The 14,442-nt window shown below is 58.1% G+C and carries 10 protein-coding genes and 2 pseudogenes; 1 reads left to right on the top strand and 11 read right to left on the bottom strand.

The genetic code is table 11. The annotated features are described in order from the left end of the window. Window positions 1–49: 49 nt before the first annotated feature. Both EOB49_RS29070 and EOB49_RS38075 read right to left on the bottom strand, forming a co-directional pair. Window positions 50–254: pseudogene (locus EOB49_RS29070) on the bottom strand (acyltransferase); the annotation flags it as partial. A 934-nt stretch (window positions 255–1,188) separates the two neighbouring features. Then, a pseudogene (locus tag EOB49_RS38075) lies at window positions 1,189–2,345 on the bottom strand (IS110 family transposase). A 702-nt stretch (window positions 2,346–3,047) separates the two neighbouring features. Here EOB49_RS38075 and EOB49_RS29060 point away from each other — a divergent pair. After that, window positions 3,048–3,965 carry a LysR family transcriptional regulator gene (locus EOB49_RS29060; protein ID WP_063170390.1) on the top strand — a complete coding sequence of 306 codons (918 nt, stop codon included), beginning with the start codon at window positions 3,048–3,050 and terminating at the stop codon, window positions 3,963–3,965. Between the two features lie 48 nt (window positions 3,966–4,013). Here EOB49_RS29060 and EOB49_RS29055 read toward each other — a convergent pair whose 3' ends face one another. The 9 genes from EOB49_RS29055 to EOB49_RS29015 all read right to left on the bottom strand — a co-directional run bounded on the left by EOB49_RS29055 (window position 4,014) and on the right by EOB49_RS29015 (window position 13,585). After that, window positions 4,014–4,817 (bottom strand): TIM barrel protein, encoded by an 804-nt coding sequence (locus EOB49_RS29055; protein ID WP_127382994.1) that lies wholly within the window; start codon window positions 4,815–4,817, stop codon window positions 4,014–4,016. A gap of 164 nt (window positions 4,818–4,981) precedes the next feature. Then, window positions 4,982–6,043 (bottom strand): LacI family DNA-binding transcriptional regulator, encoded by a 1,062-nt coding sequence (locus EOB49_RS29050; RefSeq protein WP_024505889.1) that lies wholly within the window; start codon window positions 6,041–6,043, stop codon window positions 4,982–4,984. 272 nt (window positions 6,044–6,315) lie between these two features. Then, window positions 6,316–7,602, bottom strand: coding sequence for a dicarboxylate/amino acid:cation symporter (locus EOB49_RS29045; protein WP_126063813.1), 1,287 nt, complete (start codon window positions 7,600–7,602; stop codon window positions 6,316–6,318). A 376-nt stretch (window positions 7,603–7,978) separates the two neighbouring features. Further along, a complete protein-coding gene (locus tag EOB49_RS29040) occupies window positions 7,979–8,740 on the bottom strand; it encodes a sulfotransferase domain-containing protein (RefSeq protein WP_127382993.1) in 762 nt (253 codons plus the stop codon). A gap of 289 nt (window positions 8,741–9,029) precedes the next feature. Next, window positions 9,030–9,818, bottom strand: a complete 789-nt coding sequence (locus EOB49_RS29035; protein ID WP_029356621.1) for an ABC transporter permease — start codon at window positions 9,816–9,818, stop codon at window positions 9,030–9,032. A 3-nt stretch (window positions 9,819–9,821) separates the two neighbouring features. Beyond that, window positions 9,822–10,736, bottom strand: a complete 915-nt coding sequence (nodI, locus tag EOB49_RS29030) for a nodulation factor ABC transporter ATP-binding protein NodI (RefSeq protein WP_024505873.1) — start codon at window positions 10,734–10,736, stop codon at window positions 9,822–9,824. A gap of 261 nt (window positions 10,737–10,997) precedes the next feature. Continuing rightward, window positions 10,998–12,323 carry a chitooligosaccharide synthase NodC gene (gene nodC / locus EOB49_RS29025; RefSeq protein ID WP_032899868.1) on the bottom strand — a complete coding sequence of 442 codons (1,326 nt, stop codon included), beginning with the start codon at window positions 12,321–12,323 and terminating at the stop codon, window positions 10,998–11,000. A 15-nt stretch (window positions 12,324–12,338) separates the two neighbouring features. After that, window positions 12,339–12,998, bottom strand: coding sequence for a chitooligosaccharide deacetylase NodB (gene nodB / locus EOB49_RS29020; RefSeq protein WP_127382992.1), 660 nt, complete (start codon window positions 12,996–12,998; stop codon window positions 12,339–12,341). Continuing rightward, window positions 12,995–13,585 (bottom strand): NodA family N-acyltransferase, encoded by a 591-nt coding sequence (locus EOB49_RS29015; RefSeq protein WP_024505875.1) that lies wholly within the window; start codon window positions 13,583–13,585, stop codon window positions 12,995–12,997. Before EOB49_RS29015 ends, nodB begins: the two co-directional genes overlap by 4 nt. Window positions 13,586–14,442: the final 857 nt, after the last annotated feature.

The raw sequence follows: 14,442 nt of genomic DNA, 5'->3' as shown, positions 1-14,442 counted from the left end.
CCAATGCTCATAAAGCCGGATCAGGTCCGGCCGGTGTGTGGCGTAGGTGCAGTATCACGATGTGAGCCGCTACACCGTGCGCGTCGTAGCCGATTGCGCGGGCTTCGGGTCTCGCGCCGGCCCAACTGCGGCCTGCTTTCGAATGGCTGGAAGGTTTCCAGTCTGTCCATAGGCTCGGAAGAAGTCGGACAGTTTGACATGGCCGGTCAGTTGCAACTCCCTTTCCCAGCACTCCACTGCCCGGTAGAGCGCATGAAAAATCTCCTTTCGGGCGGTTTCTTAAGACGCTCGCCACGCCATGAGGCAGTGGGGGCATCGGTGTGCGTCAGGTGCTTCTGCCCATGCAGGATTCCAGAACATTGATGAAATCGTTTGTTTCGATGAAAGGCATCCACACTTTGGATGGTTGACCACGCTTTTCAAAGATCGTGAACTACATCTCCTCGTTGTGCTCGACGCACTCCCGACAGAGCGCAACCTCATGGGCGCGGCATGCAGGATTAACCGAGCCCAGCCGGTCATGAGTGCGGCCGGCGCTCGGCTGCTCGATTATTTGCGCGATAAGCTCGCGACCATGTCCGCGGAGGTATTCAAACTTAATGCTGCGTCCGGGAGCTCTTGCCCTCCAGTTTGCGACGCTCCCCCGCCCATCCAGTGCTCGTTTATTTCGTCGGATAGTTTGACCCGGCTCTACCGAATCGCCGCTTCAGGATCATTCTTTCCGATTTCGTCACGCTCGTATTTCTGCCGCGTCCTACACCGATTGGGCGCGAACAAAACTGAGCGCCTTGGAACCCGAACCCGTGCGTCGTGACCGGGAGCATCCGGGGCGAACTCATCCGCTCGGGGGCATCGCATCACCGGACGGCGACAGGCACGGTCGACCGGCATCTCGGCATCGGCTGGGAATTCGTCCATGGTCTGCATTGGCGACGACGCTTCCTGAGGCCACGTAGCCCTTATGCCAAGCTGGGCGCCCGGGTCGAGCGCGTAATGACGACAATTGCTTCGCTGCAGGTCAAACGCTTTCCGGGCCACCTGCAAAGTCTTCACCCGGCCGTACAGCGCCCAAGACCACTGATGTGATCGACAAGAGCCTTTTTGATAAATCTGCGCTATTCTCCTGTCGCGCCGGACGACCGCGTGGCGAAGAGCAGGGTCCGAGATGAGAGCCCTGCCGCGCAGCTTCTATCGTCGCGCCTCGTTTGCGGCATCCGTGCCTACCCTCTTCGGACCTCGTGGGTTCCAACCGGCGACGAGGCGTGCATAGGCGCCCTCGGTCTGCTCCACCCAGCGGCGCTCTTCTTCCCGGGGCGCGCTCCCTTTTGGCCGCGCACAGCCTTGCTCCCGGCCTTGAGTTCCACATCGCGCAAGCTTCTTGGCATGCAGGGAGGGTCGAGCCCACGCGTAACTCTCGCCCTTCTCAACAGATGCCAGATCACGACAGAGAGTTTGCGTGCGGTTGCCACGGCCGCGACATGCTGTCCGCGCCGGGCTCGCACGCCGCAGGGAGAAGGCTCGCAACGGTCCGGGAGCACGAGCGGCCGCCCAGGCCGCTTCGACGAGCATGCCGCGCGCATGACCACGGCCCTGCTTGGTGATCCGCCCATGGTAGGCCGGACCTGGCCGGACTGCTGGACGCTTGGGTTCAACCCGAGATAGGTCACGAGCTTCTGCGGATCGTCGAAGCGCGACACGTCGCCGATCGCCGCCCTTCATCGCCAGCGCGACGGTGATGTCGACGCCGGGAATGGTCATCAGCCGCTTCACGCCTTCATCCTCGAGAGCCGAGCGGACAAGATCGCGTTCGATGACCTGGAGGTCTTCGCCCAATCGGTCGAACTCGCGCAGATGCCCATCGATCGCGAGGCGCTCGTCCTGCGGTACGACCTGCTCGATTAACCAGGTCCGACCCTTGGCGCCGCACAGGTCAGCATGCGGGCAGGACGGATCAGGTGGCTATGAAGGATCGACTGGATGACGCTCTTCAATCGAGATCTCTGTCGGACAATCTGATTGCGCCGTGTCACCTGTCGACGCAGAGCCTGCGTCGGCTCGTCCGCAATCCAGACTTCTGGCAAGAAGCCGCTGGCATAGAGCTGCGCAAGAACGTCGGCGTCGATCGTCCTTTTGATCTTGGCATAGGCAACGATAAACACCTGTTTCGGCTTGGCGATCCCCACCTTCTTCACATGCGGCGCAACCACAGCTGCAGCGGACGTCGCGTTGCCGGGTGCCCTCGATCACCCCGACATCGTTCGGCGACAAGATCGCGCCGCATGTCGACGCGGCCATGCCACTGCTTCGGCGAAGGCGCGGTGAATATCCAGTCCGATGATAAGCATGCCCGTTCCTCCTTTCTTGGCTCGGTCAAAGACGGGAGCTGGCGGGCAACACGACATCTACTGATCCGCGCTCGCAGCGCATCCGGGAAAGTCGCGAGGGGCGGCCATGTAACGAGCTCGGGCTCTCAGCCCACGGTCTATTGACGGCCTGCCTGCACCTTTGTGCTCCCGGTGCCCCACGTCCCGGATGGGCTCACCATAAGGGCGTTCCAAAACAAGAACAGCAGGACGAGAAGGCACCACAGATCACATACCGGATAGCGGCAAGGCCAAGCGCTTCGTCCAGATGGGCTTGCGCCAATGGGCTTAGGCCGAGCCTACAACAGCTCTCAAAAACGCTGCCGGACTGCTGCATTGGCTCGCCGATGCAATTGGCACAGGCCTCACGGCAGCTTAGGATCAAACCGCCCATCAGTCGCCTCGGACTGGAAAGGTGCACCCTATTAGGTTCCACGCCTAGCTAGGTCGGGGCCGCCGAAGACGCTGGTTGATAGCCCGGCGCCATCGGCCCGGCGTTTCAAACTGCCAATCTCTGACCTGCACAGTACGAACGATTGCTCGCTTCGGCAGATCACGCGGCTCATATGTCGGACCTTAACGTCATCCATCATAAACTTTTTGCGACAAAAGATTGCAAGAATGCTAAATTGTTAAAGTCGTTTGTTTCGGTTAAAGGCATCCATCCCATGGATGGCTGATGATATGCGTTTCAAAGGACTTGATCTAAATCTCCTCGTTGTGCTCGACGCACTCCTGACGGAGCGTAATCTCTCGGCGGCGGCACGCAGGATCAACCTGAGTCAGCCCGCCATGAGTGCGGCCGTCGCCCGACTGCGCGATTATTTCCGCGATGAACTGTTTACGATAAGAGGTCGCGAACGATTTCTAACCCCGCGTGCGGCAGCATTTGCCCCCGCAGTTCGCGACGCTCTCCAGCACATCCAGTGCTCGATTATTTCTTCGGATCCGTTTGACCCAGCTCGAGCCGATCGCCTCTTCAGGATCATTCTTTCCGATTTCGTCACGCTCGTGTTTTTCGAAAAGCTTGTGGAGCGTATTTCACGGGAAGCCCCCGCCGTCAGCTTCGAACTGCTGCCTGTCGACGATAGCCCCGATGAGCTTCTCCGGCGCGGTGACGTCGATTTTCTAATTCTACCGGATATGTTCACGTCGAGTGTGCATTCAAGCGTTGCGCTGTTTGACGAGAAGCTCGTGTGCGTAGGCTGTCCCACAAACAAGCAGCTGCCACAGCAGCTTACATTCGAGAGATACATGTCGATGAGGCACGTCGCGGTCAGGTTCGGGCGTACGATGAAGCCGTCTATCGAGGAATGGTTTTTGCTTGAGCATGGCCTTAAGAGACGTGTCGAGGTCGCCGTGCAGGGCTTCAGCATGATTCCACCTATGGTGTCCGGCACAGCTCGTATAGCGACCATGCCCTTACGGCTGGTCAGGCATTTCGAAAAAACGTTCCCCCTGCGGGTTATCGAACTTCCGCTGCCATTTCCCACATTCACCGAGACCCTCCAATGGCCGGCCCTCCACAATAGCGATCCGGCAAGCATCTGGATGCGGGAGATAATGATACAGGAGGCATCTCGGATGGCTGCCCCGCTGTGAACCCACGGAAAATTCAGGCGCACCTATAGTCACTACTCCTGTCACCATCTACTTTGACGACAATAGCCCTCGCCGGATAAAGTCGATGCTGGCGGCAAGTGCGCCTGCGAGATCGTCCAGAGAATGGACTTCCTCGACCAGCTCGAACGAGAAAGGTCCCGCGTAGCCGCCATCCAGCAGCGCCTGAATCTGGCTGCCATTGTCGGAACCTGCAAGAAAGCGATCGGGGTAAATCCAGAAGGTCGGGTCGTTTACGCTTGAAATGTGCACCAGGCCGGTAAGCTCGCAGAACAGGCATGTCTCCCCGGCCAGGGTGTGGTGGAACGTGTCGTGCACGAGGCGAAAGACGGACTGGCCATCAACCGCGGCAACGGCCTCGGCCGCTTCCTTCTTTGATCGAAGCGAGCAGGTTCGGAAACCCAGCGGCTCGATGAGACCGATCAGACCCCGCGACTGGAGGATTGGCTTGATCTCGTTTAGAGCGAAACGAAGATTGTCCTGGCGCTCGCTATTGGTGGGCCACGAGCTGCGGTTGGCCGGCACCAACACGAGCGTCTCCGCCCCGCACGCCGTCGCATAATCGGCGAGGTTGCTTGCCTCGGCCTGACGCGTTGGAGTCCAGTCGTTGAACCGCTGCAAGGCGTTGACAGAGATGATCGTGACGCCCGCTTCGGTAGCGGCCAACCGAACGTCCGCAGCCGGAATGCCGCGTGCGACAGGATTGCTGAAATGAGGGTAACGGATCTGGACGTCGGTCAGGCCTTGGTCACGGGCAAGCGCGAAAAGCGCACTGACGTCAAGGCGGGGCGCCGCCATGTGATTGAGTGCAAAGCGGGGCGATACCTGGCGCATTGCTTGACTTTCCTTCCATGAAGCGCGGCTGCCATTTCGGCATCCGGCTTCTTTCAAGACGGAACCACGCCGGTTCACAGATCGGACAGAGACGGCCGAGTCAATCGAGCTTTCCTTTCATCGATGAAAGGAAAATGGGCGCTCATGATAGAAATCCATCAAGGTCAAATATTTTCCGGAAGATAAATGTCGAACGGCAGAAATGTCTGCCCCGGGCTCTCCGCGACGCCGGCTTTGATGGCCCGCTCCATTGCCATTATCAGCTCCTGGCAAAGTCGGCGCATTGGCGTGCCGACCGCCATCGTCAAGATGTCATCCGCCAGCGCCCCACGTGACTGCGGCGTCATTTCACTCACGATCGCGACGAGATCCTGACCGCTCCCCTCTTCTCGGAGCGCGGAAATTGCTCCCTCTATCCCCCCGCCGGCCATATAGAAGCCGACGAGCTCTGGTTCCCGCTGCATAAGATCCAGCAATTTTTCGTAAGTGAGCTGCCGTTCATCAAGGTTCACGAGCGGATCAAGCACCTCGAATTTGGGCGCGTTCTCACGAAAATAGGCACGAAAGGCCGTTTCCCGCGTCGCATGCGCCTGGAAGCGATGGCTTCCGACAAACACCGCCACCTTGCCGGGCCGTTTTGCGGCCTTGGAAAACACCCAAGCGGCAGTCCGTCCGACCTTGCTGTTGTTGAGGCCGATGTAGCCCTCGCGCACGCCATCGGCGAAGTCGGATAACAGCGAAAATACCGGGATACCTTTCGCCTTGAGCTCCTCGACTGATGCTGTGATTTTCGGGTGATCGGCCGCCACCATGGCGATCGCCTGGCAGCGGCTTCCAAGGTCCTTAAGAAGCGGGAGCAGGTCACGCGGCAAATGTGACTGCGCGAACTCGATGATCGGAAGGCCGTGGAAGGATTTAGCCATACTGACCGACTCTTCAATATTGCGAGCGAAATCTTGGTAAAAATCGTGGGCAGGTTTTCTCAAGATGAAGCCCAGCTTGTAGTGCGGCAGGTGCTGCTGCAAGCGCTGTTTGATGAGACCGGCAGCATGATAGCCGATCGCGTGCGCGGCCGCATGGACCCGCTGGGCGGTCTCCTCTCGCACCGGAAGGCGGACGTTCAGAACCCGATCGACTGTTGCTACGCTGACTCCGGCTTCGCGGGCGAGATCGGCAATTGTGACGCGCTTTCCCCTAGCGATTCTGATCGGCCGGTCCTCCGTCATCCGGTGCGATCCCGCGACGGCTTGGGGCGGCAAGCTGAAATAGTTACCACACCCCACGGTTGATAACGCATTCGACGAACAGCGCTCCATGCGGACCCAGATGAGTTTCCGTGAACCGTTCGTTTGCTTAGGGGCTTCATGGTGTTGTATTACTCTCCGCGTTAGTACACTATTTCCAGCGCTCTTTGGAGGCCGGCAATTCGACTGCTGTGAAGGCCGTGACTTACACGTCGCGCTATTGCTTGCTTGCGGGGAGCCCGTTTGATGTAACCCTAACCGCGGAAAGCGGCTTCCATCCGGGACTGGTCCAATTCGCCTTCCCAGCGAGCGACAACGAGCGATGCCACCGCATTACCGACTAAATTCGTCAGCGCGCGGCATTCCGACATGAAGCGGTCCACGCCAAGAATTAGAGCCATTCCGGCAACGGGAACACTCGGCACGACAGACAGAGTAGCGGCCAATGTGATGAAGCCGGCGCCGGTGACGCCTGCCGCACCCTTCGAGGAAAGCATCGCAATTAGCAGCAGGAGGATCTGATCGGCAATTGACAAATCTGTGTTCGTCGCCTGCGCGATGAAGAGGGCGGCGATCGTCATGTAGATATTGGTGCCGTCCAGATTGAATGAGTATCCAGTAGGGATGACGAGACTTACGACCGAACGCGCGGCGCCGGCCTTCTCCATCTTCTCCATGAGCGAGGGCAGCGCGGCCTCCGAGGAGGACGTTGCCAGGACAAGCAGCAGCTCGTCCTTGATGTAGCGGACAAGAGAAAAGATCGAGAAGCCGTTGCAGCGGCAGACCACGCCGAGAACCCCGAACACGAAGAGGAAGGCGGTCAGATAGAACGTCGCGACCAGTATCGCGAGGTTGGCCACCGAACCGATTCCGTATTTGCCGATCGTAAAGGCCATAGCGCCGAAGGCGCCGATGGGTGCAGCCTTCATCAGAATGCCGACGAGCTTAAAAATGGGGGCGGTGAGCGCCTGGAGAAAGGTAACGACCGGCCTGCTCGTCTCTCCGGTCATCGCCAGAGCAATGCCGAACAAGACCGAGAAGAACAAGACTTGCAGGATGTCGCCTTCCGCGAAGGCACTGGCAATCGTTGACGGGATGATGTTCATCAGGAAGCTGGTCACGGACTGCTCGTGAGCCGTGGCCACATAGCCCTTAACGGCTTCGACATCGAGCGAGGCCGGATCGATGTTGAGGCCGGCGCCAGGCTGAACGATATTCGCGACAATCAGCCCGACAACGAGTGCAAGCGTCGAGAAGGTAAGGAAATAAACCATCGCCTTGGCGGCAACTCGGCCGACCTTCTGCAGATCGCTCATGCCGGCAATGCCGGTCGCAATTGTCAGGAAGATGACAGGTGCGATAATCATCTTGATGACTTTGATGAAGGCATCGCCGAGCGGCTTCAGGCTTTGGCCGGTTTCCGGATAGAGGTAGCCAATTGCGGCTCCAAGGACCATGGCGGCAAGTACCTGCACGTAGGTCCGGGCAAAATGGCGCTTGCGGGGCGCTGCGATCGCGCGGGGGACTCTTGGAACCAACATCGTTTCTCTCTCCCTGACCGGATCGGGGTGGGGGCTCCTCCTTCTCCCATGCTGCGCTCCGGTCGAGCGCTGCTGTCATCTCGGAGCAAGCGCCGTGCCAACTGGACGCCTGTCCCGTCCAGCGAGATTGGTGCAGTTGCGCACTGGAACCCTCCACCTTGCCGGAATTTGCACTCAAGGCTCGCCAAAGATCGCGTCTGAGGAAGTGCTTCGTCAGAGAGGGAATTGACCAGGTCGCCTTGCGCCCGTGCCCTTTGATGTTCGCCGCAGATCGACTGCCGGTTGCCTTGGTGACTTTGGTTTGTCAGTTTTGGAACGGAATGCGCGCAAACTGCAGGATATCCTACACGCCCATCAGAGCACGCGGTACAAGCGATTAAGCGTAGGAGCGCATTGAATCTCCGAGGTCAAAAAATCTTGAATAAGGTCCGCGTGCGAAGTGAATCCGCAACTCGTCAAAGTTCTCCACCGTTTGATCAAGCGGTCGCGTTTCCTGGCGCTGCAAGATGGCGTTATCTGATGGCTCAAGCGCTGGAACGCCCAGGAAATCCCAAACCGCTCCCAGGCATTGGGCAGGTTCGTGAAGTAGGCTCTCGTATTCCATTACAAGCAGGTTGGTCGACGTGAAGGAGTCCATAACGCGAGCGTGAAAATCGTCGGCGGCTTTGAAATAAGCCTCACAGTCGGCGATTGACAACCTGACGCTCGGTGGCCGAGCGGTATCGTTGTCCGAGCTGAACTTCAGCCAGTGACCGCTTTCCCTGGCCTGCACAAAGGATCGGAGCGATTCCAATACGTTTCGGCGAACAACAAGGATGACCTTGAGTGCTGGCCAACGAGCTAATTCCGCAAAGAATGCTGGACGCTCGCGAAACTGAGGTTCATTGATCTTGCATCCAAGATGCGTCACATTCTTGTAGTCGCGCATAGGGCAGCGCACATAGGCAAGCTCAAGAAGCTCGCGATCCGTGCCTAGCAGGCGATCCGTGCTGGGCCAATTGGGATCATATTCGTTTAGCAACTCACCGTTACTCAGAACGGTCGGATGCTCGTTTAGCAATTCTTCTAAATAGTGTGTTCCGGTCCTTGGCATAGCAAGGATCACAAAAGGCTCAGGAGTTGCTTCGTTGTGGGTCATTGCATGTGTATCCAACTAAATAATGGCCGCGACGGTCTGGGGACGCGCACAAGAAGCTTGGCTGCTATCGCTTGAACGCTCCGGGTGGGTCCGCGCGCCTCACCACCCAGCCTGTACTCCGAGGTGTGGTCGCGAAGATGGGCGCGTGCCTGCAGCGGCTGGGTGGCGCCCGGCTTCGGCGTTGTTGTACCACTCGCGATTCCTGGCACACGCATGCCTCCGGGCCGCTGGGGGCAGTTTGCAATCCGGCATTGCGGACCTCCTTCTCGTTGATGGGCGTAGGTAAGCGTCAACGCATTAGTCGTCGATGAAACAGTCCAGCCGACAGAAAAAAAGGCAATACAGCGAACATGCAAAGTGCGCCTATATGCAGCCCTACATTGTCGCCCAGGCGGCCGAGCATCACCGGACGGATTAGATCGATAGAATTCGCCAGCGGCGAGAAGGCCGCAATCTGCTGAAACACTCCTGGCAATTGGCCGACTGGAAAAACCGCGCCCGAAAGGAACAGCATGGGTGTGATGACAAGCGTCTGATAGAAAATAAAATAGTGATAACTGGGCGCGAGCGCGATGACGAGCATGGCCAGGCTCGCAAAGGCGAACCCGGTGAGAGCGATGACCGGCAGCACGTAGAGAACCGACGTCCACGCGGCATAACCTAGCGCGGCGGCAACAATCGCAATTGTCGTACCGGCCAGAAAGGCCTTTGTGGCTGCCCAGGTCAATTCACCGAGAACGATGTCGCCGAGGGTAAGTTGTGTGTGCAGGATTGCTTCCCAAGTGCCCTGATCGCGCATTCGACCGAAAACCGCGTAAATTGTTTCGAAGGTTGATGCTGTCATCGCGCTCGTCGCAACCATGCCGGCTGCCAGAAAGGCGATGTAGGATGCACCTTCGATGCGGCCTACCAACAGTCCAAGGCCAGTGCCGAGCCCGAAAAGGTAAATCATCGGATCAGCAAGGGTGCCGAGCATTGAAGCAAATGCCACCTTCTTCCATGCCAGATGATTGCGGCGCCACACCGCGATCCAGTTCCAGGCGTTGGCGGGTAGAGCGGCCGCAAAACGTTCACCCATTGCTCACTTCTCCATCTCACGTCCGGTTAACCTCAAGAAAACGTCCTCCAGACTGGGTGGACGCTCTAGAATACGCAGACCCGCTCGACCGCGAAGCTGGATGCGCACATCCTCCGGCTCAGGCGCATAGCAAAAGAGCGTCTCGCCGCTTACCTCGACACGCTGAACGTACGGTCTGATCAGCGAAATCAGCTCCTGTGGATTGCCGCCGAAGATCTCGATCACGTTGCACCCAATGTACTCGTCGATCAGCGCATGAGGACTGCCCTCGGCGATCTTGCGTCCCCGCTCGAGAACACACAGCCGATCACAAAGCCGCTCAGCCTCTTCCATGAAATGGGTGGTCAAAATGATCGTTTTTCCGCTCGCCAGCAGGAAACGAAGTCGCTCCCAGATCAGATGGCGGGCATGCGGGTCGAGGCCGGTCGTGGGCTCATCCATCACAAGCAACTGGGGGTCGTTGATCAGAGCACGTGCCAGCGTCAGGCGCCGCTTCATCCCGCCGGATAGCAGGCCGACACGTGAATCCGCCTTGCTCTCAAGGCGAGCGAACTCGAGGAGCCGTGGGATGACGGCGTTGATCTCTCTTGTACTCATGCCGAAGTAGCGCCCGAACACCAACAGGTTCTCGCGTACCGTAAATTCCAGGTCGAGATTGTCGAACTGCGGGACCACGCCTATGCCCTTGCGGGCCAAGCGGCTGCGTGCCGGCACTGGTAGACCGAGGACTGTTATATCACCCGCGTCAGGCCGGGTCATACCGAGGAGCATACGCGCAATCGTGCTCTTGCCTGCGCCGTTCGGCCCCAGCAGACCGAAGCACTCTCCCGATGCAACGGTGAAGGACAGCCCGTCCACAACGAGCTTGTTTCCGAATAATTTGGTTACGCCGGTAAGGTCGATTGCTACATTGGACATGCGTCTATCTCAAGCGGAATGAGTCCGATTGGCCACCGGCAGCTTACTTGCGAATTCTGGTTCAGAGCAGGCCACCGCCTTGAGATGGCACCTTTGGAAAGTCGCGGCCGGAGCGACGCGTGTATCGCTTCCGCCAAAGAATAACGTCAAGATGCCACGTGTCGCTTCCAGATAGTTCCCGTTCTGACCATAGGTAACTCGACAAGCTTCACCCCGTGTCGACTGACACAACTTACTCGGTCACTCGGCGCTGCAAGGCCGTCAGACTTCACCAGCTGTGAGCGAAAGATCTGCAGTATGAAGTGACTCCGCAATTCCAGAATTGCCCGCAGCATTTGCTCCGGCAAGCGGCATCGCGCTTGTGATTTCCTTTGTGCTCCTGTTGGGCAGGGGAACACTTTTACGCGACAGCCAATCGCTATTGCTCAATGTACACAGGGCGTAAGCCTTCAAGGGGATCAACAGGAATATCCTGATTAACGCGTGCATTGAATAGCCGATGAATCGAAGCTGCCGAGTGCGGAAAGATAACACCGTAGATCTGATTATGGTCATCGTGACAATAGCCAGCACCGTCCACCAATTTACTGTATGTGAAAATAGTAGCTCACCGAGCGCCGTTACTACCGCGATGCCGAGCAACAATGGGCCGAGATTCTCTCCCATCACATCCAAAGTTAGATAGCGATCCAGGCCACGCAGTAGACCTCGCGCAAGCATCGTGTCCCGGAAGGTGCTTCGTGCCCAGCGGAGTTGTTGGCGCAAATAAGGTCCCATCTTGTCCGGAACGACTGTCGCCGCGACGGCACCTGGAACGTACTCGGTTCGAAAGCCTGCTTTCAGCATGAGGATCGTAAGATGACGGTCTTCACCGAAGTCGCTTGGTTTCCCCCTGAACAGCTGCGTCTCGTATTGATCCAGCAGAGAAAGGAGACAAGACCGGCGGTACATTGCACATGGGCCGCAGCAGCACATGACCGCACCAAAGCGACCTTGCGCCGCGCGCTCCTCATTGCAAGCCAGCCAGTATTCCATATCGATCAATCGGGTCAACCAAGTGTCGCTGCGGTTGTATGCCGTCAGCTGGCCCATGGCCGCTCCGACCATGGAATCCCGCATTTTTACTGCAAGCTTTGTGATGACGTCGGACGCAAGTGTCGTGTCAGAGTCGACGCTGAGCACGAAATCTCCAGATGAGCGGCGGATGGCGGCGATCTGCGCCTTGCGTTTGCCAACATTCTCGCGGAGCAGAATGAAATTGAATCTCGGGTCGCCCTCGTAGGCGTGATGTACCGGGATGACGGCATTACGATTTCCAGAACCGTCGTCAACCAGATAGACCTGAAATGTTCCGGCGTAATCTTGATTTGCAATGGAAGCTAAACACGCCGCGAGTGTGCGCGGGTCCTCATTGTAGCAGGGGATAATGACATCCACGCTCGGCCAACGGTCGGATCCGAACAAGCTTTCCGACGGCGGCGTAACATTTTCCGGTTGGGAGTAGACCGCTTGCATGCCTCTGTAAACAGTCGAGAGCACCGCATAAGACGAAACGGCAACAGTACTGGCTGTGGTGAGAAGGTCCATAGGATCTCTGTTTGTTCAGGGGTGTTGAGGAAGTGATCGGATTACAAATCCGCGGCCGTGCAATTCTGGAATTAGGCGTGACAACGCTGTCACCGTCTGGTCGCGCAGACTGGCTTGATTGCCTGGTTGCAATTCGTCGGGAGCGCACCCGTCGTGCAACAGCACGATTGCGCCCGGCCGGATATCGGCGAGCACTCTGTCGACGATGGCGTCAACGCCGGGGCGAGACCAGTCGCGTGGATCAATGGACCAATGGACGGGCGCCAATGCCGCACCCGCTGATGCAGCGATTACTTCTTCGGTCCAGATGCCATACGGTGCACGAAAGTACCGAACCATGGCCTGCGGGCAAGCCATCCCTATGACTCTGTTTGCCTCAACTATCTGGCAGTCGACTTCGACGGACCCGCATTTGGCCAGGTCCGGATGAGTCATCGTGTGGTTGGCTATACCGTGGCCGTCTGTAATAATTCGGCGAACGAGTTCCGGCTCGTCGGCCGCGTAGGCCCCAACAACGAAGAAGGTCGCCGTCACCTGATGTTGCGCCAGCACATTGAGTATCTGCGGTGTGAAAAATGAATTGGGACCGTCGTCAAACGTCAGATAGACGCTGCGCTCTGCAATGCGATCGGCATTGTCACTCTGCCCTTCGCATATGTAGTCCAGAGGCTTCATAGTTCCGGACCGTTCCGGTCGATCAGGGTACCGGACGGCCACTCGTCCATCGAGCGTCCGATCGGCGAAACCAACACGAGTACGTCTTCCAGGCGCGTGGGCGGCAGGTCGGGATGCACATCTGGACGGGTCGATCGTACGCGAACGCCCGACACAATGTTCGCGAGGCCGGCTCTGCAGAATCTTTCGACATGGTTTCGCAGCGCGTGCCGAACCGTGCCGAAAGCGAATGGAACACCCAACTGATGGAGCACTGGGTACGCCACGCGCATCGAAAAACCGATTCCGAGCCCTTCAAGATCCGGACGAACCGCGTACAGGCCCAATTCAGCGACGATCAAGTCGACCTCGCCAACTTTGATGAAGCGCCGCAGCATGCCGATGTGAGCCGCTACCCCATGCGCGTCGTAGCCGATTGCGCGGAATTCCGGCCTCGCGCCGGCCCAACTGCGGCCGCCTTCGAATGGCTCCGCGTTGAAGGCGCCAGTCCGTCCATAGGTCTTTCGAAAAAAGTCGGAGAGTTCGACATGGTCGGCCAGTTGCAGCTCATTTTCCCAGCACAACTTCCAATCGACATTCGGGCGCATGGAAGACCTCACCTTGGAGCTGTCTGGTTGAGATAAATGTCCAAGCATTGGTTAAATAATTGGCATCGCACCAACGGGGCGTAACTTGTGGAGACCGCCGAAAGACCAAGCCGTAATGCAGATGCGACTGACTTTGTGCGCCCCGCACACCAGATGATGCTCCTCGGATCCAACGCAACCATGGGAACTACCTATCTTTCCAACTTGAAGCGCCTCTATGGGACCTGCAGCAAAAACGGTAAAATCCTTTGTTTAGATGAAAGGTATCCACGCTTTGGATAACTGGGCGAATGCGTTCCATATGGCTGGTCAATTATCGTCGTCACGCTCGAGGCACTTCTGACGAAGCGCAAAGCTCACGCCCGCGGCACGCGCGGCCGTTGCCGGGCCGCGCGATTATCTCCGTAAGAGCCGAGCGGAGCTCAGACACGACGATTGATCAGAATCTGATTCGCGGGTTCAGTATCTCTTTCGTGTATCCAGCTCTGGGCTGTCCTTTGGCGGGAGTTAGGTTCGCCCAGGTTCTGAGCCTGGGGCGTCGGCCCGTTCGCCGCACAGGCTCCTTCGCACACCGTCGAGGCCGAGAAAGAGGGGGCCACACAGCTCCCCCTGTACTTTCCACCACCCGACACCAGCGCTCACCCAGGGCGCCGGCCTTGCTCACCTCAACGGATAGCGCACTCGCGCCGCTTCACGATTAAAAGAATTCTACAAGCAGATGCCTGTTTGATCGTGAGACGTCCGCTGCCAATTCCCGCATCGCAGAGGCAGCCAATAGCGCTCGCTTCACATAGTGGTCCGGCAAGCAGCTAGATACGACAGGTGACCTCAAATGAGGCGTCTTGCATGGCTTCTAC

Origin of the sequence: Mesorhizobium sp. M7A.F.Ca.MR.148.00.0.0 (assembly GCF_003997735.1) — a bacterium.
In the GTDB taxonomy this organism is placed as follows: Bacteria; Pseudomonadota; Alphaproteobacteria; order Rhizobiales; family Rhizobiaceae; genus Mesorhizobium.
Note: the sequence above shows the minus strand (reverse complement) of the source record. Positions and strands in the feature narration are given on the sequence as shown.